Origin of the sequence: Yersinia similis (assembly GCF_001053095.1) — a bacterium.
Taxonomy (GTDB): Bacteria; Pseudomonadota; Gammaproteobacteria; order Enterobacterales; family Enterobacteriaceae; genus Yersinia; species Yersinia similis.
This window is the reverse complement of record NZ_CGBP01000007.1, coordinates 140626-164535: the sequence shown is the minus strand read 5'-3', so window position 1 is coordinate 164535 and position 23910 is coordinate 140626. Positions and strand designations below refer to the sequence as shown.

The window sequence follows — 23910 nt, the reverse complement described above, 5'->3', positions numbered from 1 at the left end:
TGAAGACAATAACGGGCAGTATATTGCCCGTTAGCCATGCATTAAGGCGCGACTGATTTACCATCAACCGTGACATTTTTAACGTCGCTGAAGTGCCATGGGGTATCACCTCGCAATTCAGTGAATACCACGTTATTAAATTCACTGTCACGTAAATCACTGATTGCCGTTGGAGCGACTTGTTTCAATTGCAGATTATCGATATGTACCAAGCGGTGCCAGGCTTGGTTTGCGCTGTCCCCTTTGATTTCAATCACTGCACTTTTGCCTATGGTGTTATCTAACGTCACATTTTTCACTGTAAAATCATAGAACTGTGCAGGAACCTTCGCTGGGGGGTAATCCAGATTGGCGTTACTGTCGGCATAATCCAGGGTCATGACCATCGCTTGTTTAGCTAAGTCACGCATCGCATTATTACGGAACATAATATTGCGAGCGCCACCGCCAATAGTACTGGTGCTCTTGGCTCGTAGGCCGATATCGGTCAGATACATCACATTATTTTCGGCCAGAATATCTTCAATCCAAGCTCCGGTATGGCTACCGGTCACAATCGCCCCGTGGCCCATACGGAAATAGTTATTAAATAACCATGCGCCTTTCATCGGCTCTTGTTGCTGTGCTTTCTCTCCAGTACCGGCGGCAAAGTTGATACAGTCATCGCCAGTATCAAAGAAGTTATTAAACACCATCACATTCTGGCTGTTACCAAACTCAATCCCATCACCGTTGTTGGCATCATAAGTTTGATGAATTAAGCCGTTGGCGACGACATTGTGGTTTTCTAAATTCATAATGCCGTGGAAGGCGGGATTACGCACAGTGAAATCGGCCAGATAAACGTTTTCTACTCCACGTAATGTCATCAGACTGGAGCGGCGTTGACCGTAGGCATTCTTCAGGTCCATACCGTCAGAAACCGCCTTTTCAACCTGATTTTTTGCCAGAATGCCGTCTTTATGTACTTGGCTGTTCTTGCTTGCCACATATTGTGGTAATGGGCGACCTAGCTCATCGTTAATCTCAGCTGTTTCTGCCCGTAGCCAGCCATTGCCGTCAATCACCCCTGAACCGGTAATGCGGATATTACGGAATGTACCTGGTTTGCTGTTGTTGGGGTCAATAGCGTTGATCAGCGACGCCGGGCGTTCAATCGTGGAATAGGGATACAGGCGGTAACCAGCGGGATAATCGTCTGGGTTTTCTGAACCTAGTAGGGTCGCTCCCGCTTGCAGGTTGAGGGTCATATCACTTTTCAGCCAAAGTGCGCCACTTTTATAGATACCAGCTGGGATTTCAACACGACAACCGGGCTTACAACTCTCTATGGCCTGCTGAATCGCCTTGGTATTTAAGGTCTTGCCATCATCTACTGCGCCAAAATCACGAATATTGACAACCTGCGGCTTGGCGCTGGTTTTCGCTGTAATGAGATTGCTGTCGGCAGATAAAGAGCCATCGGCATAACGCGCTTTTACCGTAAATTGGTAGCGAGTATCTGGTTTTAGCCCCGCCACGGTGAAGTTTTGCATAACAATTTTATGCTGGAAATTATTTTTGTCATTAGCATAAAACTGGTCGATATAGGGTTTAGCAGGCGAGAATTTAGTATTGTTCTCGTTGGCGTTACCCAGCAGCTTACCAGCAGAATAAATTTGATAATCGACGATTTTTCGGGTGTCTTCCGGCGCTTTCCACACCAGAACAATGCTGCTCTCGTCATAGGCGAGCGTGGGAACCTGCAATTGCTGTGGGGCGTCGGGGCTACTGGTTTTCGCTGCCATTGCCATCGGTGTTCCCACCATCAGGCTGGAGACAATCACTAACATACCTTTGGTACAAGAGGATTGAAGCTGTGCTCGCATTATTATCCCTTATGAATGAATATCCTTCAGTCTTGGCGTTACAGCATTGTTAGCGGCTCTCGTCACAGGCCTCATTTCTGTGAGACCACTGCAAACAGAGTTCAAATTCTTGCTGCCTGGCTGTCGCGCCAATGATGTTGGATATAAGATGGATGCCCCAACAAAGAAACGATGTTTTATAAAAATACACACAACGTTTCTTTTTTAAGCTGAAGATGATCACAATCTGGCAATTTGCTTGGTTTTATAAGGGACTAGAATGAAAATAACAGGACGTAATGAAGAGAGGACTATACAGCGAAACGAAAGGGCGATCGAGATCGCCCTACAAACAGACTTAGCTAAACTCTTCCAATAGTAGTGGCCATTGGACATAACTTTGCCAGTGACTCTCTTGTTCTAACGCTTCAGCGCGGTAGGGGTGCAGTTTCAACCAACCGTGGGGGACCAGCACATAAAGTGCATTATTATCGGCCCGCAATCTGACCGCTGGCAGGGTATCATCCCGGCGACGGCTGGAAAAAATAATGGCCAAGCGCAGTAAACGGCACAGATGCTGTGCCATATCGGCAGGTAATGCATTTTGCTGGTTTAATAGCAATAGGTCGATAGTGCCACTCTGATTTTGTAACAGAGCAGAAAACAGTAACTTTTGTGCAGGGGTAAAACCGGGTAGATCCAGATTACGGATCAGGTAAGCGGCATGTTGCGGAGCACGTTTAAAATCGACACTGAGGCCAATTTCGTGGATCAAACAGGCGTTTTGCAAAAACTCGCGACATCGGCCATCAAGACGCCACTCTTTTTCCACTTGTAGGAAAAAGTTATCTGCCAAACAACTGACGCGCTTAGCTTGCTCGATATCCAGTAAATAGCGACGCTGTAAATTACGCACTGTCCGGCGGCGAATATCTTGCTCAACCGGTAAATGGAGCATGCCATAGACCAGCCCTTCGCGTAGTGCACCACCTGCCAGTGTCATGCTTTCAATGGACAACTCCTGGAATATCGCAATTAAGATAGACAGACCACTGGGGAAGACCAGCGCCCGTTCCAGGGTTAAACCGGGGATTTCCAACTCTTCTAATTTGCCACATTGAATCGCTCTTTGTTTGAGCTGTTGCAGCTTGGCTAAGGTGATCAGCTCATCCATACCTTGAGCGACCATGATCTCTTGTAGTGCCTGAACGGTGCCTGAAGCTCCGACACAAACTTGCCAGCCATGTTCACGAAAACGTTGGGCGACCGGTTTGATCATCTCATGAGCGGCCAATTCAGCGCGTTCAAAATTTTCCTTTGCCAGATTGCGATCACCGAAATAACGTTCTAACCAGGTAACGCAACCCATTGATAGGCTGACTAAAATATTCGCCTGAGCACCATTGCCTGTAACCAGTTCGGTGCTGCCCCCCCCAATATCGACGACTAACCGCTGCTCTGGCCCGCCAGTCGTATGCGCTACGCCGTGATAAATCAGACGGGCTTCTTCTTCGCCACTGATTACTTGAATAGGGCAGCCGAGGATCTCGGTTGCAGTACGCAGGAATTCATCGGCATTAGAGGCCAGGCGCAAGGTTGCCGTTGCGACCACACGGATTTGATCCAGAGGGATATCCTGCAAACGCTCTGAAAAAAGCTTCAGGCATTGCCAGCCTCGCTCCATCGCTTCCTGCGATAGATGATTTTGGTTATCCAGACCTGCCGCCAGACGGACCTTCCGCTTAATACGCGCCAGCGTTTGGATACTGCCAGCCACCTCACGTACTACCAACATATGAAAACTATTGGAGCCAAGATCGATGGCAGCATAAAGTGAGGTGGAACTTAGCATCATTTATCAGCCTGGTCGCTTACGGTTATTCCGTGGTGCTCCACTGCGACGTGGGGCAGAATTACGGCGTGGGCCATTCCCGGTACGGGTACGGGCCAGGCGTTTAGGCGCTGGTAGATCAGTTAATAGCGCATCACTGTTATATTTGCTTACCGGGATGCTATGACCCGTGTAGGTCTCAATAGCTGGCAAGTTTAATGCATACTCTTCACAGGCCAGACTGATGGAGTGACCACTCTCGCCAGCACGGCCAGTACGGCCAATGCGGTGAACGTAATCTTCACAGTCATCTGGCAGGTCATAGTTGAAGACATGGGTCACTAATGGGATGTGTAAACCACGGGCAGCAACATCGGTGGCAACCAGAATATCCAAATCGCCTTTGGTGAAATCTTCCAGAATACGCAGGCGTTTTTTCTGAGCAACATCACCTGTCAGTAAACCGACGCGGTGGCCATCAGCAGCCAAATGCCCCCAGATCTCTTCACAACGGTGTTTGGTATTAGCAAAAATAATACAGCGATCAGGCCATTCTTCTTCAATTAACGTCTGTAACAGACGCATTTTTTCTTCATTTGAAGGATAGAACAGCTCTTCTTTGATGCGGTGACCGGTTTTTTGTAACGGTTCCACTTCAACATATTCTGCATTATTCATTTGTTCGAATGCCAATTCACGTACTCGATACGAGAGAGTGGCAGAAAACAGCATATTTAAACGTTTATCAACGGAAGGCATACGGCGGAACAGCCAGCGGATATCTTTAATAAAGCCTAGATCGTACATGCGATCAGCTTCATCCAATACCACGACTTGAATCGCACCGAGGTTAATATAATTTTGTTTCGCGTAATCGATTAAACGGCCAGTTGTACCGATCAAGATATCAACGCCACTTTCCAGCACTTTGAGCTGTTTGTCGTAGCCATCCCCACCATAAGCCAGACCTAACTTCAGCCCGGTTACCTGGGAAAGTGATTCTGCATCGGAGTGAATTTGCACGGCTAATTCGCGCGTTGGTGCCATAATTAATGCGCGTGGTTGATTAGTCTGGCGACCCTCTTCTGCCGGGTGAGAAAGCAAATAATGGAAAGTAGACGCCAAGAATGCCAGCGTCTTGCCTGTACCGGTTTGCGCCTGACCTGCTACATCACGCCCAGAGAGGGTGAGTGGCAATGCTAACGCCTGAATCGGCGTGCAATACTGAAACCCTTTGTTTTCAAGGGCTTCAACAACTAGCGGGTGCAGGGCGAAGTCGGAAAACTTCTGTTCAGTCAAGTGTGTTTTGCTCATAGTGTGGTAGAATATCAGCTAACTATTGCTTTACGAAAGCGTATCCGGTGAAATAAAGTCATCCTACTGTTGGTTAATGCTACACCAACGAGGTAGACACAATCCTTTGGAGTAGAACATGAGCGATAAAATTATTCATCTGAGTGACGACAGTTTCGATACTGATGTGCTGAAAGCCAGCGGCTTGGTCTTAGTCGATTTCTGGGCTGAATGGTGTGGTCCGTGCAAGATGATTGCTCCGATTTTGGATGAGATCGCTGAAGAGTATGAAGGTAGACTGACTATCGCTAAATTGAACATTGATGATAATCAGGGTACAGCACCAAAATACGGTATCCGTGGGATTCCTACGCTGCTGTTGTTTCGTGACGGCGAAGTTGTCGCCACCAAGGTCGGCGCCTTGTCTAAGGGGCAACTCAAAGCGTTCTTGGATGCAAATCTGTAATTGGTGCTAGCCGTCTATACCCCAAGTCATTGGAGTAACAAGAGCTGCTAACACAGTGGCGGCCCCAAGGACGTAGGGTATGTTTAGCGGCAGTTGTGATTTCTCACACTGACCGCTAGACGCCTGCAAAGAAGCGTGTTAAGTTTACCTCACTGCATATAGAACATTCCTGTGTATTGAGTCCGGGTCTGTAGCATCTAAACAGTTTGAATCTAAAGTTTTACTCTATGTCGAATTGATTTGTGTTGAGAATGTTTATGAACTCAATCATTTTTTTGACAGTCTAATGGCTTTACAAAATCAGTCTAAGGCACCTTCAATCTTTATACCGTTGTGTCGCAAAAATCTTGCGTAAGTCATTACTTATGTAGTTTGCCCAAGGCCGGTGGTTGAATGTCCCATTAACAGGCACGTATGACGCTGCCATACCATTCACGACCATAGTTCGAGACATACCCCGAGTTTAAGAACCCACCATTATGAATCTTACCGAATTAAAGAATACGCCGGTTTCTGATCTGATAACACTTGGCGAAAATATGGGGCTGGAAAACCTGGCCCGGATGCGTAAACAAGATATTATTTTCTCTATTCTAAAGCAGCATGCCAAAAGTGGAGAAGATATCTTCGGTGACGGTGTATTGGAGATATTGCAGGATGGATTTGGTTTTCTCCGTTCTGCAGACAGCTCCTACCTCGCCGGTCCCGACGACATCTATGTATCCCCAAGCCAAATTCGCCGTTTCAACCTCCGCACTGGTGATACCGTTGCCGGTAAGATTCGTCCGCCTAAAGAAGGCGAGCGTTATTTTGCATTGTTGAAAGTTAATGAAGTTAACTATGACAAGCCGGAAAACGCCCGTAATAAAATCCTATTCGAAAACTTAACACCGTTACATGCCAACTCTCGTCTGCGCATGGAACGTGGTAATGGTTCGACTGAAGATTTAACCGCCCGTGTACTGGATTTGGCATCGCCAATCGGTCGTGGCCAACGTGGTCTGATTGTGGCACCACCGAAAGCCGGTAAAACTATGCTGTTGCAGAACATCGCGACCAGCATTGCTTACAACCACCCTGATTGTGTTTTGATGGTATTGCTGATTGACGAGCGTCCAGAAGAAGTAACCGAGATGCAACGTCTGGTCAAAGGTGAAGTCATTGCTTCTACTTTTGATGAACCAGCCTCCCGTCACGTTCAAGTCGCTGAAATGGTTATCGAGAAAGCAAAACGTCTGGTTGAGCATAAAAAAGACGTTATTATCTTGTTAGACTCTATTACCCGTTTAGCCCGTGCTTACAACACCGTAGTACCTGCTTCAGGCAAAGTATTGACCGGTGGTGTTGATGCGAACGCGTTACATCGTCCTAAACGTTTCTTTGGTGCCGCACGTAATGTTGAAGAGGGCGGAAGCCTGACCATCATTGCAACCGCGCTGGTTGATACCGGTTCTAAAATGGATGAAGTTATCTACGAAGAATTTAAAGGTACCGGTAACATGGAATTGCATCTGTCCCGTAAAATTGCGGAGAAACGTGTATTCCCAGCCATTGACTTCAACCGCTCTGGTACCCGTAAAGAAGAGTTGCTTACTACGACTGATGAGCTACAAAAAATGTGGATCTTGCGCCGAATTCTTCATCCAATGGGTGAAATTGATGCAATGGAATTCCTCATCAGTAAGCTGGCGACTGCGAAAACTAACGATCAGTTCTTCGATAATATGAGACGCTCGTAAGTTTATATGCCTAAAGAAACTGGTGCTGCAGGTAAATGTGTGTAGTTAGCACCTCTGCGGCGTCAAGTACTATAAGGTATAGTTGAATCACTAAAGGTATTAGTGTTGAATCAGTCAAAACGCCACGCCAGTCGTGGCGTTTTTTGCTTTTGGAATATACGATAGTTGGGATCATTGTCCATGGAGAGGGTAAAAATATCGAACTGACAAATATTTTTGTATCTATACCCAAAATAATTCGAGTTTCAGGAAGGCGGCAACTGAGGGCGTCCCAAAGAGCTTACACAGGCAAGTAACTGGGGTGAACGAAGACAGCCAGCGACATACAACTTGAAGTATGACGGGTATATTCTCATAACCAATGAGACAATACCAAAATAGAGTTTGGAATAGCCGGTAAGGCTATCATCATATTCAGATATAACTGAAAGCGTGTTGGAGGCATAGCAAGTGCTAATCTACATGCTAAGCTGTCGTATCTTTTTGCAGAGAGCGGTTAAACGTGAACCTACTCACTATGAGTACTGAATTAATCTATATATTCCTATTTTCTATGGTATTTCTATTTGTTGCTCGCAAAGTTGCCATAAGAATTGGACTTGTCGATAAACCCAATTACCGTAAGCGCCATCAAGGACTCATCCCTTTGGTGGGTGGAATATCGGTATTCGCGGGGGTCTGTTTTGCTTTTCTGATTACCAATCAGCAAATTCCCCATTTTCGTTTATATCTTGCGTGTGCCGGGTTATTGGTCTTCGTTGGTGCTTTAGATGATCGTTTTGATATCAGCGTAAAAATTCGCGCTTTTGTTCAAGCACTGGTCGGCATTGCGATGATGGCAGTCGCGGGGCTATATTTACGTAGCCTGGGGCATGCCTTCGGTCCATGGGAAATGGTATTAGGGCCATTTGGTTATGTGGTCACCCTATTTGCGGTTTGGGCGGCAATCAATGCTTTCAACATGGTTGATGGGATAGATGGCTTACTGGGTGGCCTATCCTGTGTTTCCTTCGGGGCCATGGGGATTTTGTTGTACCAAAGTGGGCAGATGTCATTGGCGTTATGGTGTTTCGCCATGATAGGCACGATTATTCCCTATATCTTACTGAATCTAGGGTTACTGGGTCGCCGCTATAAAGTCTTCATGGGCGATGCTGGCAGTACTTTGATTGGTTTCACCGCGATCTGGATCCTGTTACAGGCGACTCAGGGTAATGCTCATCCAATCAACCCTGTGACTGCATTATGGATTATCGCCATTCCGTTGATGGACATGATTGCCATCATGTATCGCCGTTTACGCAAAGGCATGAGTCCTTTCTCTCCGGATCGCCAACATATTCATCATTTAATCATGCGGGCCGGTTTTACCTCCCGGCAAGCTTTTGTTCTCATCACACTGGCTGCCGCGTTATTAGCCATGATTGGTGTTATCGGCGAACGGCTGACATTTATACCCGAATGGGTCATGTTGGCATTGTTCTTGCTTGCATTTCTATTGTATGGCTACTGCATTAAACGGGCGTGGCGGGTGGCGCGTTTTATTAAACGCTTCAAGCGTCGGATGCGGCGGGCATCGAAAAATAAGCATGAATCTTAACCAGAGGCGTTTAGGCAGTGATGAAACCAGAATCTATGTCGACTGATAAAACAGGGTCTACCAATAATGAACCGTCTGTGGATAACGAATTAGATATCCGTGGCCTGTGTCGTACTCTATGGCGTGGCAAGGTATGGATTATCGGTATGGCAATTATTTTCGCTGCAATTGCACTGGGAGTCTCCTATCTGGTGAAGCAGCAGTGGAGTGCGACAGCCATTACTGACAGACCAACAGTCAACAATTTGGGAGGGTATTATTCGCAACAGCAGTTTTTACGTAATCTTGATACCCATCTCAATAGCGGGCTTGTCAGTGAACAGCCGGGCATTTCCGATGAAGCTTACAGTGAGTTCATTACTCAGCTAGCGGCTTACGATACCCGTCGTGATTTTTGGCTACAAAGCGATTACTACAAGCAACGGCTTGAGGGAGACGCTAAAGCGGATGCGGCATTACTCGACGAGTTAGTGAATAACATTGTTTTCACGGCGCGTGATGACAAAAAAATCCCGAATGACAGCATTAAATTGACGGCAGAAACGGCCAGTGATGCGAATAAGCTACTGCGTGGTTACATTGATTTTGCCAGTCAACGTGCGTCAAGCCACCTGAATGATGAAATTCAAGGCGCTTGGGCCGCGCGGACTCAATCAATGAAAGCGCAGGTTAAACGTCAGGAAGCGGTGGCTCAAGCGGTCTTTGATCGTGAAGTGGCGGCGGTTAAGCAAGCATTGAAAGTGGCTGGGCAACAAGGTATTACCCGTAGCCAGACAGATACGCCAGCCGAGCAATTGGCAGACTCCAAGATGTTCATGTTGGGTAAGCCGATGCTTGAAGCCCGTTTAGAAACATTACAGGCTACTGGCCCAAGTTTTGATATTGATTATGATCAAAACCGTGCCATGCTGGCAACATTGAACGTTGGTCCGACGCTAGATGATAAATTCCAGACTTACCGCTACTTACGTACACCAGAAGACCCGGTTACCCGTGATAGCCCACGTCGTGTTTTCCTGCTGATTATGTGGGGCGCTATCGGGGCATTAGTCGGTGCGGGAGTGGTGTTGGTTCGCCGTTCCAGTAAGTCACTGTGACTGGTATGGCCGGTGTCGTGTGGAATCAGTAACGATATGCGTCAGTAACTGCACGTGTCAGTAACTACACGTGATCGGCCATTGTATGTAATCGGCCATTGTATGTAATCGGTCATTGTATGTAATCAGTAGTTGGATGTAATCGATAGTTGTATGTTGCTCGTGATTGTATGTAGTTCATAGTCGTATGTAGCTCATCACTGTATGAACCCGTATCGAGTCACGCACTGAGTTACAAGAAATCGTTAATGGACGCATTGTGCGCCCAATTTGCAGGCATTGCCTGCGGCTAACTGACCTAAAGAGATTCACTGTGAAAGTGTTGACTGTTTTTGGCACCCGTCCTGAAGCGATAAAAATGGCTCCTCTGGTGCATGCCTTGGCTCAGGATGAAGCCTTTGAATCGAGAGTCTGCGTAACTGCCCAGCATCGTGAGATGCTGGATCAGGTATTGCGTTTATTTGAGATTCAACCGGATTATGATTTAGACATCATGAGGCCAGGACAGGGATTGACGGAAATAACCTGCCGCATTCTGGAAGGGCTAAAGCCGGTTCTCGAAGAGTTTAAGCCAGATGTTATCTTGGTGCATGGCGATACCACAACCACACTGTCAGCCAGTTTGGCCGGGTTCTATCACCGCATACCTGTCGGTCATGTCGAGGCTGGGCTACGGACCGGGGATCTCTATTCTCCATGGCCGGAGGAAGCCAACCGTCAACTGACTGGGCATCTTGCCATGTATCATTTTGCACCGACCGAGAATTCCCGCCAGAATTTGCTACGTGAATTGGTGCCGGAAAACCGTATTTTTGTCACGGGTAATACCGTGATTGATGCGTTGTTCTGGGTTCGTGATCGGGTGATGAATACCCCTGATTTGCGAGCAAGCTTGGCACAACGTTACGCCTTCCTTGATACCAATAAGAAGATGATTCTGGTCACTGGCCATCGTCGTGAAAGCTTTGGTGGTGGTTTTGAGCGGATTTGCAGTGCGTTAGCGGAAATTGCCCGGAAACACCCTGAGGTGCAGGTTGTTTATCCCGTGCATCTTAACCCCAACGTCAGCGAGCCGGTAAACCGCATCTTGAAGGGGATTGATAATATTATTCTGATCGACCCGCAAGATTACCTGCCATTTGTTTACTTAATGAACCATGCGTATTTGATCCTGACTGACTCAGGGGGCATTCAGGAAGAAGCGCCGTCATTGGGCAAACCTGTATTGGTGATGCGTGACACCACCGAGCGCCCGGAAGCCGTAGATTCTGGCACTGTGCTGCTGGTGGGGACAAATATTAATAAAATTGTTGATGCAGTAACCCGCTTGCTGACTGATGAGACGGCCTATCATCAAATGACCCGGGCACACAATCCTTACGGTGACGGGTATGCCTGTCAACGCATCCTTAAAGCTTTAAAGAATCATCAGGTGACGCTATGAGTTTTGAAACTATTTCTGTTATCGGTCTTGGGTATATTGGTCTGCCAACAGCGGCGGCTTTCGCATCGCGTAAAAAGAAAGTGATTGGTGTAGACGTCAATGCTCATGCGGTTGAAACCATTAATCGCGGTGCTATCCATATCGTGGAGCCAGATTTAGACAAAGTGGTGAAGATTGCAGTTGAAGGCGGGTACCTGCAAGCGGTGACGAAGCCACTGGCAGCTGATGCATTCCTTATTGCTGTACCAACACCGTTTAAAGGCGATCATGAGCCGGATATGATTTTCGTCGAATCAGCCGCTAAATCCATCGCACCAGTGTTGAAAAAAGGTGATTTGGTCATTTTGGAATCTACCTCCCCGGTGGGTGCTACTGAGCAAATGGCGCAATGGCTGGCTGAGGCTCGCCCTGATTTGAGTTTCCCACAGCAAGCTGGCGAAGAAGCCGATATCAATATTGCTTACTGCCCTGAGCGCGTGTTACCGGGCCAGGTTATGGTTGAACTGATCCAGAACGACCGGGTGATTGGTGGCATGACACCAAAATGTTCTGCCCGTGCCAGTGCGTTATATAAAATTTTCTTGGAAGGTGAGTGTGTGGTGACTAACTCACGCACCGCTGAGATGTGCAAACTGACGGAAAACAGCTTCCGTGACGTTAACATTGCCTTTGCCAACGAGTTATCGCTGATTTGTGATGAGCAAGGCATCAATGTGTGGGAGCTGATTCGTCTGGCGAACCGCCATCCACGCGTTAATATTTTACAGCCGGGTCCGGGTGTAGGTGGTCACTGTATCGCCGTCGATCCATGGTTTATTGTTTCTCAGAATCCACAATTGGCCCGCCTGATCCACACGGCACGTCTGGTGAACGACGGTAAACCGTTGTGGGTGGTTGACCGGGTTAAAACCGCTGTTGCTGATTGTCTGGCTGCCAGCGATAAACGCGCTTCTGAAGTGAAAATTGCCTGCTTCGGTCTGGCTTTTAAACCTGATATTGATGACCTGCGTGAAAGTCCGGCAGTGGGTGTTGCCCGTTTGATCGCAGAATGGCATGTGGGTGAAACACTGGTTGTCGAACCCAATGTTGAGCAATTGCCAAAATCACTGACCGGTCTTGTCACCTTGAAAGATACCGCAACTGCTTTACAACAGGCTGATGTCTTGGTCATGTTGGTGGACCACAAACAATTCAAGGTCATCAAACCTGAAGATATTAAGCAACCGTGGATTGTTGATACCAAAGGAGTATGGCGTTGAGGCGAATTCTCGTCACCGGCGGGGCCGGTTTTATCGGCTCTGCAGTGGTCAGGCATATTATTGATGGTACTTCAGATAGCGTGGTGGTGGTCGATAAACTCACCTATGCCGGTAATCTGGAGTCGCTGTCAGTTGTCGCGGGCAGTGAGCGTTATGCTTTCGAACAAGTCGATATCTGTGACCGCAGTGAGTTGGATCGGGTTTTCGCACAGTATCAGCCGAATGTGGTGATGCATTTGGCTGCCGAGAGCCATGTTGACCGCTCAATTGATGGCCCCGCCGCGTTTATCGAGACGAACGTGGTTGGCACTTACACCCTGTTGGAAGCTGCTCGTCACTATTGGCAACAAATGAGTATTGATGCCAAGCAGGCTTTTCGCTTTCACCATATCTCAACAGATGAGGTGTATGGCGATTTGCACGGCACTGACGATTTGTTTACCGAAACCACACCGTATGCGCCAAGCAGCCCATATTCGGCGTCTAAGGCGTCCAGTGACCATTTAGTACGGGCTTGGTTGCGTACTTATGGTTTACCGACTTTAGTGACCAATTGTTCAAATAATTATGGCCCGTATCACTTCCCAGAAAAGCTGATCCCGTTGGTTATTTTAAATGCGTTGGCGGGTAAGCCACTGCCCGTTTATGGCAATGGTGCTCAGGTCCGCGACTGGCTGTATGTAGAAGACCACGCCAGAGCGTTGTATCAGGTGGTTACTGAGGGTGTGGTGGGTGAAACCTACAATATCGGCGGCCATAATGAGCGCAAGAATATTGAAGTAGTTGAAACCATTTGCACGCTATTGGATGAGTTGGTGCCAGCAAAACCGGCGGGTATCGCACACTACCGTGATTTAATTACCTACGTAAAAGACCGGCCTGGTCATGATATGCGCTATGCCATTGATGCTGGCAAGATTGAGCGGGAACTGGGTTGGCGTCCACAAGAAACCTTCGAAAGCGGTATCCGTAAAACGGTCTTGTGGTATTTGAATAATGAATCTTGGTGGCGTCGTGTTCAGGATGGCTCTTACGCCGGAGAGCGTTTGGGCTTGAGTGACTAATACCCGTCATCTTTCACGTTGTAGGTGTATTGGCTGCGCTCAGTCACCCGAATAACTTACTTATGTAAGCACCTCGGAGTTCGCTTGCTTGCCGCCTTCCTGCACCTTGAAATCTATATGTCTATCTTTGGGTGACCTACGATAGACACAAAAATCGATTAATCATCGGGATGACGTCATCCAGTCGTTTGCATGATGTTTTGCCTGCGTATAGCCTCTGCCTGATGGTCTCAGGAGATGGTATGTATCAGGAAATTGTATGTATCAGGAGATTGTATGTATCAGGAGAACGTATGAAAGGCATAATTCTGGCTGGTGGTTCAGGTTCCCGATTACACCCCATCACCCGTGGCGTCTCTAAGCAACTACTTCCCATTTACGATAAACCCATGATCTATTACCCGCTGTCAGTATTGATGCTGGCAGGGATCCGTGACGTGTTGATTATCTCAACTCCGGAAGACTTGCCGTCGTTTCAGCGTTTGCTGGGCAACGGTGATGAGTTTGGTATTAATCTGAGTTATGCCGCGCAGCCCAGCCCAGACGGGCTGGCACAGGCATTTATCATCGGTGAAGCGTTTATTGATAATGAGCCATGCTGTTTGGTGCTCGGTGATAATATCTACTTCGGCCAAGGCTTTAGTCCAAAACTGAAAGCAGTCGCTGCACGTCAGCAGGGCGCGACTGTTTTTGGCTATCAGGTGATGGACCCAGAGCGCTTTGGCGTAGTGGAGTTTGATGACAACTTCCGCGCCTTGTCTATAGAAGAAAAACCGAGCCAGCCAAAATCAAATTGGGCGGTGACCGGGCTTTATTTCTACGATAACCAAGTGGTTGATTTTGCCAAGCAGGTTAAGCCTTCTGCTCGTGGTGAACTGGAAATCACTAGCATTAATCAAATGTATCTGGATCGCAGTGAGTTAACGGTTGAGCTGCTTGGGCGTGGTTTTGCCTGGCTGGATACCGGTACCCATGACAGCCTGATCGAAGCCAGTACCTTTGTTCAAACGGTTGAAAAACGTCAAGGTTTTAAAATTGCCTGTTTGGAAGAGATCGCCTGGCGCAATGGTTGGTTGGATGATGATGGCGTAAAACGTGCGGCAACAGCGCTGGCGAAGACCGGTTATGGCAAATACCTATTGGATCTGTTACATGCCCGTCCACGCCAGTATTGAGCCATTGGGCTGGGAAAGTGAATTTTTCCAGCGCCAAAGTGCAAAATTGATTTTTTCCGACTCAGCCCCGCAACTTAACCCGGCTGAGTTGGCTGCTTTTACTCTCGTTCAGGCTAAAGTGCCTACCCATCGCCTTGATCTGATCGATGCCCTGAGTCAGCTTGATTTTCATTTGGTTGAAGGGGAAATTGATCTGTCGCTGGCCGTGGGTGAAAAAGAAAGTATTGGCACGGAAAATGCTACATCAGAACCCAATATGGGGACCTACTCGCAACGGGTTGCTACCGAGGCAGATATTCCGCAGTTGCGCAGTGTTGCCGCCAGTGCTTTTGCCTTAAGCCGCTTTCGTGCGCCTTGGTATGACACACAGGATAGTGGGCGATTTTATGCATTGTGGGCTGAAAAGGCGGTGCTGGGAACCTTTGATCACCAATGTTTATTGGTGCTCGATCCTACGGATCAACCCGTCGGGTTTGTGACGTTGCGTGACTTGCAAGACGGGAGTGCGCGTATTGGCCTGTTGGCTGTATTTCCCGGTGCACAGAGTAAAGGTATAGGGTTAAGATTAATGTCGGCGGCAAAGCAGTGGTGCCAGCATCATGGGTTACACCGGTTACGGGTAGCCACACAAATGAGCAATATTGCTGCTTTACGTCTCTATATTCGTAGTGGTGCCTCCATTGAGAGTACCGCGTATTGGTTATGCAGGGGATGAGATGATTCCATTTAACACTCCACCGATAGTGGGCACCGAACTGGGTTATATGCAGGCTGCGATGAGCAGTGGCAAGTTATGCGGTGATGGTGGTTTTACCCGTCGCTGCCAGCAGTGGATGGAGAAGCGTTTTAACTGCCCAAAAGTGTTACTGACGCCATCTTGCACCGCCTCGTTGGAAATGGCCGCGTTATTGCTGGATATCAAGCCCGGTGATGAAGTGATCATGCCAAGTTTTACCTTTGTTTCCACTGCTAATGCCTTTGTGCTGCGTGGGGCCAAAATGGTGTTTGTCGATATCCGTCCAGATACCATGAATATCGATGAAACCAAGATTGAAGCGGCAATTACCGATAAAACCCGGGTTATTGTGCCAGTCCACTATGCAGGGGTTGCCTGTGAGATGGATACCATCATGGCACTGGCGAAAAAGCATAATTTGTTTGTGGTAGAAGATGCGGCTCAAGGCGTGATGTCAACCTACAAAGGCAAAGCTCTGGGCACCATTGGCCATATTGGTTGCTTCAGCTTCCATGAAACTAAAAATTACACTGCAGGTGGTGAAGGTGGTGCGACGCTGATCAATGATCCGTCATTGATTGATCGTGCAGAAATCATCCGTGAAAAGGGCACCAACCGTAGCCAATTCTTCCGTGGTCAGGTGGATAAATACACCTGGCGTGATATCGGCTCCAGCTACTTGATGTCTGATTTACAAGCCGCTTACCTGTGGGGCCAGTTAGAGGCAGCAGAGCAGATCAACGAACGTCGTTTGGCGCTATGGCATGGTTATTATAATGCTTTCAAACCGTTGGCTGATGCTGGACGCATTGATTTACCGGTGATCCCAGACAACTTGGTGCAAAACGCCCACATGTTTTATATCAAGCTGCGTGATATTGAGGAGCGCTCTGCATTTATCAGCTATTTAAAAGAAGCTGACATCATGGCGGTATTCCACTACATCCCATTACATGCGTGTCCGGCAGGTGAGGAGTTTGGTCGTATGGCTGGCGAAGACTGCTTTACCTCCAAGGAGAGTGAGCGCCTGGTGCGTTTACCTATTTTCTACAACCTGACCGATGTTAGTCAGAACACGGTCATTAATACTGTGCTGAGTTTCTTCGTCTGATATGTCTCTGGCAAAAGCATCAATTTGGACTGCCTGCTCTACGCTAATCAAGATTGGCGTAGGGCTGTTGGTGGTTAAACTGTTGGCGGTCACCTTTGGCCCTAGCGGTGTGGGGCAGGCGGGTAATTTTCGTCAGCTAATTATAGTATTAGGCGTGCTGTCTGGCGCGGGTATCTTTAACGGTATTACTAAATATGTTGCTGAGTATCATCAGCAACCTGAACGTTTGCGGGCCATGCTGGGCACCTCGTCCACCATTGTTCTGGGGTTCTCGACCCTATTGGCCTTGGTTTTTCTGCTGGCCGCGAAACCTGTCAGCATCGCGTTATTTGGCCATGCGGATTATCAGAATGTGGTACGCGCGATAGCATTTATCCAGATGGGGATTGCCTACGCCAACTTGTTTTTGGCGATCCTCAAAGGTTATCGCGATGCCATGGGCAATGCGCTGGCGATCATTGGCGGTAGCCTGATTGGGGTCGTAGCATATTATATTTGTTTTCAGATCGGGGGCTATTCTGGTGCGTTAGTTGGCTTAGGATTAGTCCCGGCGTTGGTTGTGCTCCCCGCTGCGGCGATGCTGTACCGCCGTCGGACGATCCCGCTAAGTTACCTTAAACCGCATTGGGATAAAGTGCTGGCCAGCCATTTGGGCAAATTCACGCTGATGGCGCTGATTACGTCAGTGACCTTGCCTGTGGCCTATGTAATGATGCGTCACTTACTGGCGAATAACTATGGTTGGGATGCCGTCGGGATCTGGCAAGGGGTAAGCAGCATTTCAGATGCTTACCTACAATTTATTACGGCCTCATTTACCGTCTATCTGTTGCCAACACTGTCTCGGCTGAAGGATAAAGGGGCGATTTCCCGTGAAATCCTCCGCTCACTAAAGTTTGTGTTACCTACGGTGGCGGCAGCCAGTCTGACAGTTTGGTTATTACGTGATTTTGCTATCTGGTTGTTGTTCTCTCACCAGTTTACGGCGATGCGTGATCTCTTTGCCTGGCAGTTAGTGGGCGATGTATTAAAAGTTGGGTCTTATGTGTTTGGCTATTTGGTCATTGCCAAAGCATCGCTACGTTTTTACATTTTGGCGGAAGTAAGCCAGTTCTTACTGTTGACCGGGTTTGCCTACTGGTTAATTCCAATGAATGGCTCTCTTGGTGCGGCACAGGCGTATATGGCAACTTATATCGTCTATTTTGCGCTCTGTAGCTGCGCATTCCTTGTGTATCGTAGACACTCATCACCGTAAACACTCTTTACAGTAGAAAAAAATGATAACCCTGACTCATGTACTGGGATCTGATATCCCGCACCATAATCTGACCGTGTTGCGTTTCTTTAATGACGTGCTGGCGAAACGCCTGCCTGTAGAACGGGTACGGCACTTTATGGTAGCGGCAAAAGAAACGGCCCCCTTTTCGTCATTCCCGCAGTTAGATATCGACACCTACAGTGATAAAAAAACCTTGGCGGAGGCGGTTATTGCCCGTGCGCAGGCGGATCGCAGTACGCGTTTCTTTTGGCACGGTCAGTTTAATGCCACTCTCTGGCTGGCGCTGCTAAGCGGTAAAATTAAGCCAGGGCAGGTGTATTGGCATGTATGGGGGGCGGATTTATACGAAGATGCCAAAAGCTTGAAATTTCGCCTGTTTTACCTGCTGCGCCGTATAGCACAAGGGCGGGTTGGGCACGTGTTTGCCACCCGGGGCGATTTAATTCATTTCCAGCAGCGGTATCCTCGCGTGCCAGCGTCATTACTCTATTTCCCGACCCGTATGGATCCGGCCCTGACGGCTATCAATATTGATAAACCCTTAGCTGGGCCGATGACAATCTTGGTGGGGAATTCCGGTGACACCACTAACCGCCATATAGAGGCGCTGAAGGCGATTCATCAGCAATTTGGCGCTGACGTCCGAGTGATTATCCCAATGGGTTATCCGGCGAATAATGAGGCGTATATTGAACAAGTCAGGCAGGCTGGGCTGGCACTGTTCTCGCAAGACAATCTACGTATCTTAACCGAACAGATCCCCTTTGATGATTATCTGAATATTCTGCGCGAATGCGACTTAGGCTACTTCATTTTTAACCGTCAACAAGGTATTGGTACCCTGTGTTTATTGACACAGTTTGGCGTGCCCTTTGTGCTAAGCCGTAAAAATCCGTTCTGGCAAGATTTGGCTGAGCAGCATATTCCCGTATTCTTCTACGGTGACACTCTGGACGAGCCGCTGATCCGTGAGGCACAACGTCAACTGGCGGGGTTAGATAAACAAGCGATCGCTTTCTTCAATCCAAATTATATTGAGGGTTGGCAGCAAGCGTTGGCTCTGGCTGCGGGGGAACACCCATGACGCTGGGGCAATTTGGTGGTCTATTTTGTGTTTATTTGATAGCAGTCATTTTTATTCTGACATTAACCTATCAGGAATTTCGACGGGTTAAATTCAATTTTAACGTTTTGTTCTCAATGCTCTACCTGTTGACCTTCTATTTTGGCTTCCCATTGACCTGCATGCTGGTATTTCAGTTTGGGGTGGCGGTGGTGCCAGTTGAGTATTTGTTGTACGCCATGCTGTCGGCTACGGCCTTCTATGGCATTTACTATGTAACCTATAAAACACGGTTGCGTCAGCCCCGTAGCCAGGCACGCACGCCAATATTCACCATGAACCGGGTAGAAACCAATCTGACCTGGGTTCTGCTGGCTCTGGTCGCGATAGGGACCGTCGGCATCTTCTTTATGCAAAACGGTTTCTTGCTGTTTAAGCTGGATTCCTACAGCAAAATATTCTCCAGCGATGTCTCTGGTGTTGCCCTGAAGCGTTTTTTCTATTTCTTTATCCCGGCGATGCTGGTGGTCTATTTCCTCAAGCAGGATATGCGGGCCTGGTTCTTCTTTCTTGCAAGTACGGTAGCGTTTGGCATTCTAACTTATGTCATCGTTGGCGGGACGCGTGCCAATATCATTATCGCGTTCTCATTGTTCCTGTTTATCGGTATTGTCCGTGGATGGATAACCTTGTGGATGCTGGCGGCGGCAGGTGTCTTCGGAATTGTCGGTATGTTCTGGCTGGCCCTTAAGCGTTATGGCCTGGATGTGAACGGTGCAGAGGCATTTTACACCTTCCTCTATTTAACGCGGGACACCTTCTCGCCTTGGGAAAACCTCGGGTTATTGCTACAGAACTACGACAAAATAGATTTCCAGGGGCTGGCACCGATTATCCGTGATTTTTATGTTTTTATCCCCAGTGCTCTGTGGCCAGAGCGCCCTGATCTGGTACTGAATACCGCCAATTACTTTACCTGGGACGTTTTGGATAATCACTCTGGGCTGGCTATCTCGCCAACGCTGATTGGTTCTCTGGTGGTCATGGGAGGAGTGCTGTTTATCCCATTGGGGGCCATTGTCGTGGGGCTTATCATCAAATGGTTCGATTGGTTGTATGAACAAGGCAAGGCAGAGAGCAATCGCTATAAAGCGGCTATTCTGCAAAGTTTCTGTTTTGGGGCGGTGTTTAATATCATTGTCCTGGCACGTGAAGGGCTAGATTCCTTTGTCTCACGAGTGGTGTTTTTCTGCGTTATCTTTGGTGCCTGTCTGGTACTGGCAAAATTGTTGTACTGGTTGTTCGATACGGCGGGTTTGATAAAGCGTCAGGGGATTAAATCCAAACGATTATCAACGCCTAACGCGGGCAGTCAACTGTAAGGATCGTAATGGAACCAAATACTGTCATTCCAAAATATAATGTCCGTGGCTTCGAAATCTGGGGGTTTCGTGACATGGCTCAGGTGCTGGATCATCTACTGGGCAGTGGGCCGGTAAAGACGGGCACCTTGGTGGCGATGAATGCGGAAAAGCTATTAAAAGCCGAAGATGATGCCGCACTGCGTGAACTGATCAAGAACGCGGAGTATCTGTATGCCGATGGCATCAGTATGGTCCGGGCTATCCGCCGTAAATATCCGCAGGCTGAGCTATCACGCGTTGCGGGTGCTGACCTCTGGGAAGCCCTGATGCAGCGCGCTGGGCAGCAAGGGACGCCAGTATTTTTGGTTGGCGGTAAGCCTGATGTATTGGCTGAAACCGAGGCGAAATTGCGTGCCCAATGGAACGTGAATTTAGTCGGTAGCCAAGATGGCTATTTCACACCGGAGCAGCGTGAAGCCCTGTTTGCCCGTATTGCCGCCAGTGGTGCAGCAATTGTAACCGTGGCCATGGGGTCACCTAAGCAGGAGATCTTCATGCGTGACTGCCGTAAATTTTACCCTGATGCCCTGTATATGGGGGTTGGCGGCACTTACGATGTCTTCACCGGTCATGTCAAACGTGCCCCCAAAATTTGGCAGAATATGGGGCTGGAGTGGCTATACCGGTTGTTGGCGCAACCTAGCCGTATTCGTCGCCAGCTTAAGCTGCTTAAGTTTGTTGGTTATTACTATAGTGGCCGTCTGTAGTTTTTGTTCTTAGTAGCGCCCCTTCTTATCTTGACGCCGCAGCGGTTAGCGGCGTCACTCAGTTGAATTACATCTCTGCTCTGCGTCAGTTCGTCTAACTAATTTCCTTATGGAATCAATTTTCTTATTTTTATTCCATAAAGTTTTAGTTTGCTGTTTGCTAATTTGCATCAAATACGGAACGATACGGACCGGTTACGGTTTTGAGGGTAGATGGTCGTTCTTTCCTGGTGGTAGTGGTTCCCTTCGTTAACCTACAAAATAACAATTAATATTTTGATAAATATACTGAATATTTAAATTCGGTCATTAAATTCATTTGCATAATAACGATAATAACCGGGGATTCCGGAGCAGACATACACCAGTCAGTTAACAGAGGATATATGGCAGACAACGCAGAGAAAAAAGGATTACACCGTGGGCTGGAAGCTCGGCATATCGAACTGATAGCGTTGGGCGGTACCATTGGTGTCGGGTTATTTATGGGGTCAGCAAGCACGCTGAAATGGGCAGGGCCATCAGTATTACTGGCTTATATTATTGCGGGCTTGTTTGTCTTCTTCATTATGCGGGCAATGGGGGAAATGCTGTATCTGGAGCCCGTGGCTGGCTCCTTCGCAGTATATGCGCATAAGTATCTCAGCCCCTATTTTGGCTACCTGACGGCTTGGGGCTACTGGTTTATGTGGATTGCGGTGGGGATATCTGAAATTACCGCCATTGGCGTGTATGTTCAGTTCTGGTTCCCGGAAATCCCCCAGTGGCTACCGGCTATCGCTGGGGTAGCGATTGTAGCATTGGCGAATCTGGCCGCGGTCAAACTATATGGCGAGCTTGAGTTTTGGTTCGCGATGATTAAGGTCACGACGATCGTTGTGATGATTCTGGTTGGCTTGGGCGTGATATTTTTTGGCTTTGGTAATCACGGCCAGCCGATTGGCTTCGATAATCTGACCGCTCATGGCGGTTTCTTTGCGGGGGGATGGAAAGGCTTCCTGTTTGCGCTGTGTATTGTGGTCGCGTCTTATCAAGGTGTTGAACTGGTCGGTATTACGGCGGGAGAAGCCAGAAATCCACAGGTGACGTTGAGAAGAGCGATCAACAACATCTTATGGCGCATTTTGATTTTCTACGTCGCTGCAATATTTGTCATTATCACCATTTTTCCCTGGAATGGGATTGGTACAGAGGGCAGCCCTTTCGTGCTGACCTTCGCCAAAATAGGTATAGTGGCCGCGGCGGGTATTATTAACTTTGTGATACTGACCGCAGCTCTCTCAGGTTGTAACAGTGGTATGTATAGCGGCGGGCGCATGTTGTATGCTTTGGCAAAAAACCGTCAACTACCGGCCTGCCTAACCAAACTGTCGGCCAGTGGTGTGCCGGTGTACTGCATTGCGATCACCATCCTGTGTCTGCTAGTGGGTTCGAGCCTGAATTATATTATTCCCAACCCGCAGCAAGTGTTTGTTTATGTCTACAGTGCCAGCGTGTTACCTGGTATGGTGCCGTGGTTTGTGGTCTTGGTCTGTCAGTTGCGTTTCCGGCAGGTACATAAAGCGGCACTACAGCAGCACCCGTTTAAATCGATTCTATTCCCATATGTAAACTACCTCACCATCGCATTCCTGATTTGTGTATTAGTGGGGATGGGGATAAATCCAGATACGCGCTTATCTTTACTGGTTGGGGCCATTTTTCTGGCATTAGTGACGGGATGCTATTTTGTGCTGGGAATGCATAAACCCAAGGCGACGGAAGCGGAGTGCCTATAAAATCGGCGATAAATACGGTGTGGGAGCTATTATTCGCTGAGTTTTGTGGCAGAGTGAGCAAAGCGTAAGCAAACGCATCATTTCTTCTAAAAAAGCACTAGACAGCCAGGTATTAAAACCGTAGTATCCCCACCCGCAACGGCGCTAAGCGCCCGTAGCTCAGCTGGATAGAGCGCTGCCCTCCGGAGGCAGAGGTCTCAGGTTCGAATCCTGTCGGGCGCACCATTAATTTTGTGTGCAAGAGCTGCGGTGGTAAGATTGCCGCGTACGACGATGTAAGCTGTAAGAAAGGTTGTAAAGAAGTGATGGTGGCTATAGCTCAGTTGGTAGAGCCCTGGATTGTGATTCCAGTTGTCGTGGGTTCGAGTCCCATTAGCCACCCCAATTTTTTGTGGAACATGCGATGGTGGCGGAATTGGTAGACGCGCTAGCTTCAGGTGTTAGTGTTCTTACGGACGTGAGGGTTCAAGTCCCTCCCTTCGCACCACACAAACATGTAGATATTTATTAATATTTACATGGACATAGGTCGAGAGACCATGTAGAGTAAGCAGCAAGAAATCGGCGAGTAGCGCAGCTTGGTAGCGCAACTGGTTTGGGACCAGTGGGTCGGAGGTTCGAATCCTCTCTCGCCGACCAATTTCAGAAGAAACCCCGCAATGCGGGGTTTTTTTTCGCCTGAACATAATGACTCTATTTTGTCAGACCGACAGACCGACAGACCGACAGACCGACAGACCGACCTGCAACTTTCCCCCTTTTATACCGCCGTATCCTCCGCGCAGCGTTAAGCCATCGCGTGCTATAACCAGCTTTTCTGACATCCAAAACCATTATGGTCTTCCTTTGATTAAATTCTGCTGTCAGTTCCGTTAGCGGTGTTGTTTCGTTGAGTTGGGAGCCTGTGTTGGCTTTTCACGACAATAAACGATCACATTGTCGTGAGAAAGAGACATTTAATTCATTGAAAAATATATTAAAAACTAATATCGGT

Annotated in this window: 18 protein-coding genes and 4 tRNA genes; 19 read left to right on the top strand and 3 right to left on the bottom strand. The window is 48.1% G+C overall.

Annotation, left to right across the window (positions count from 1 at the left end; translation table 11 throughout):
• Positions 1 to 41 precede the first annotated feature (41 nt).
• From AC971_RS07865 to rhlB, 3 genes are all read right to left on the bottom strand, one after another.
• Positions 42 to 1868, bottom strand: a complete 1827-nt coding sequence (locus tag AC971_RS07865) for a glycosyl hydrolase family 28 protein (protein WP_025382127.1) — start codon at positions 1866 to 1868, stop codon at positions 42 to 44.
• 337 nt (positions 1869 to 2205) lie between these two features.
• The gene (gene ppx / locus AC971_RS07860) at positions 2206 to 3702 is read right to left on the bottom strand and encodes an exopolyphosphatase (protein ID WP_025382128.1); all 1497 of its coding nucleotides are present in this window, start codon (positions 3700 to 3702) and stop codon (positions 2206 to 2208) included.
• 3 nt (positions 3703 to 3705) lie between these two features.
• Positions 3706 to 4992, bottom strand: coding sequence for an ATP-dependent RNA helicase RhlB (rhlB, locus tag AC971_RS07855; protein WP_002228177.1), 1287 nt, complete (start codon positions 4990 to 4992; stop codon positions 3706 to 3708).
• A 118-nt stretch (positions 4993 to 5110) separates the two neighbouring features.
• Between rhlB and trxA the strand changes: the two genes are divergently transcribed.
• The 19 genes from trxA to AC971_RS07760 all read left to right on the top strand — a co-directional run bounded on the left by trxA (position 5111) and on the right by AC971_RS07760 (position 23555).
• Positions 5111 to 5437 (top strand): thioredoxin TrxA, encoded by a 327-nt coding sequence (gene trxA, locus AC971_RS07850; protein WP_002211990.1) that lies wholly within the window; start codon positions 5111 to 5113, stop codon positions 5435 to 5437.
• A 479-nt stretch (positions 5438 to 5916) separates the two neighbouring features.
• The gene (gene rho / locus AC971_RS07845) at positions 5917 to 7176 is read left to right on the top strand and encodes a transcription termination factor Rho (RefSeq protein ID WP_002211989.1); all 1260 of its coding nucleotides are present in this window, start codon (positions 5917 to 5919) and stop codon (positions 7174 to 7176) included.
• 502 nt (positions 7177 to 7678) lie between these two features.
• Positions 7679 to 8776, top strand: coding sequence for a UDP-N-acetylglucosamine--undecaprenyl-phosphate N-acetylglucosaminephosphotransferase (gene wecA / locus AC971_RS07840; RefSeq protein WP_025382129.1), 1098 nt, complete (start codon positions 7679 to 7681; stop codon positions 8774 to 8776).
• A 20-nt stretch (positions 8777 to 8796) separates the two neighbouring features.
• Complete coding sequence (wzzE, locus tag AC971_RS07835; protein WP_025382130.1) at positions 8797 to 9873, top strand: ECA polysaccharide chain length modulation protein; 1077 nt, start codon at positions 8797 to 8799, stop codon at positions 9871 to 9873.
• A gap of 313 nt (positions 9874 to 10186) precedes the next feature.
• Positions 10187 to 11317, top strand: a complete 1131-nt coding sequence (wecB, locus tag AC971_RS07830) for a non-hydrolyzing UDP-N-acetylglucosamine 2-epimerase (protein ID WP_025382131.1) — start codon at positions 10187 to 10189, stop codon at positions 11315 to 11317.
• A complete protein-coding gene (gene wecC, locus AC971_RS07825; protein ID WP_025382132.1) occupies positions 11314 to 12576 on the top strand; it encodes a UDP-N-acetyl-D-mannosamine dehydrogenase in 1263 nt (420 codons plus the stop codon). Before wecB ends, wecC begins: the two co-directional genes overlap by 4 nt.
• Positions 12567 to 13640 carry a dTDP-glucose 4,6-dehydratase gene (gene rffG, locus AC971_RS07820; protein WP_025382133.1) on the top strand — a complete coding sequence of 358 codons (1074 nt, stop codon included), beginning with the start codon at positions 12567 to 12569 and terminating at the stop codon, positions 13638 to 13640. The genes wecC and rffG overlap by 10 nt, the downstream gene beginning before the upstream one ends.
• 293 nt (positions 13641 to 13933) lie before the next feature.
• Complete coding sequence (rfbA, locus tag AC971_RS07815) at positions 13934 to 14815, top strand: glucose-1-phosphate thymidylyltransferase RfbA (protein ID WP_025382134.1); 882 nt, start codon at positions 13934 to 13936, stop codon at positions 14813 to 14815.
• Complete coding sequence (gene rffC, locus AC971_RS07810) at positions 14793 to 15530, top strand: dTDP-4-amino-4,6-dideoxy-D-galactose acyltransferase (protein ID WP_025382135.1); 738 nt, start codon at positions 14793 to 14795, stop codon at positions 15528 to 15530. Before rfbA ends, rffC begins: the two co-directional genes overlap by 23 nt.
• Before the next feature lies 1 nt (position 15531).
• The gene (gene rffA, locus AC971_RS07805) at positions 15532 to 16662 is read left to right on the top strand and encodes a dTDP-4-amino-4,6-dideoxygalactose transaminase (protein WP_025382136.1); all 1131 of its coding nucleotides are present in this window, start codon (positions 15532 to 15534) and stop codon (positions 16660 to 16662) included.
• Between the two features lies 1 nt (position 16663).
• Positions 16664 to 17920 carry a lipid III flippase WzxE gene (gene wzxE / locus AC971_RS07800; protein WP_025382137.1) on the top strand — a complete coding sequence of 419 codons (1257 nt, stop codon included), beginning with the start codon at positions 16664 to 16666 and terminating at the stop codon, positions 17918 to 17920.
• A gap of 22 nt (positions 17921 to 17942) precedes the next feature.
• Positions 17943 to 19028, top strand: coding sequence for a TDP-N-acetylfucosamine:lipid II N-acetylfucosaminyltransferase (locus AC971_RS07795; RefSeq protein WP_025382138.1), 1086 nt, complete (start codon positions 17943 to 17945; stop codon positions 19026 to 19028).
• Positions 19025 to 20389 (top strand): ECA oligosaccharide polymerase, encoded by a 1365-nt coding sequence (wzyE, locus tag AC971_RS07790; protein ID WP_025382139.1) that lies wholly within the window; start codon positions 19025 to 19027, stop codon positions 20387 to 20389. The genes AC971_RS07795 and wzyE overlap by 4 nt, the downstream gene beginning before the upstream one ends.
• An 8-nt stretch (positions 20390 to 20397) precedes the next feature.
• Positions 20398 to 21138: a lipopolysaccharide N-acetylmannosaminouronosyltransferase gene (wecG, locus tag AC971_RS07785; protein WP_025382140.1), complete on the top strand. Its 741-nt coding sequence runs from the start codon at positions 20398 to 20400 to the stop codon at positions 21136 to 21138.
• 386 nt (positions 21139 to 21524) lie between these two features.
• Positions 21525 to 22916, top strand: a complete 1392-nt coding sequence (gene thrP, locus AC971_RS07780) for a bifunctional threonine/serine APC transporter ThrP (protein WP_025382141.1) — start codon at positions 21525 to 21527, stop codon at positions 22914 to 22916.
• Between the two features lie 148 nt (positions 22917 to 23064).
• A tRNA-Arg gene (locus AC971_RS07775) sits at positions 23065 to 23141 on the top strand.
• An 83-nt stretch (positions 23142 to 23224) separates the two neighbouring features.
• Positions 23225 to 23300 (top strand) — tRNA-His (locus AC971_RS07770).
• Between the two features lie 16 nt (positions 23301 to 23316).
• A tRNA-Leu gene (locus AC971_RS07765) sits at positions 23317 to 23403 on the top strand.
• A gap of 75 nt (positions 23404 to 23478) precedes the next feature.
• A tRNA-Pro gene (locus AC971_RS07760) sits at positions 23479 to 23555 on the top strand.
• Positions 23556 to 23910: the final 355 nt, after the last annotated feature.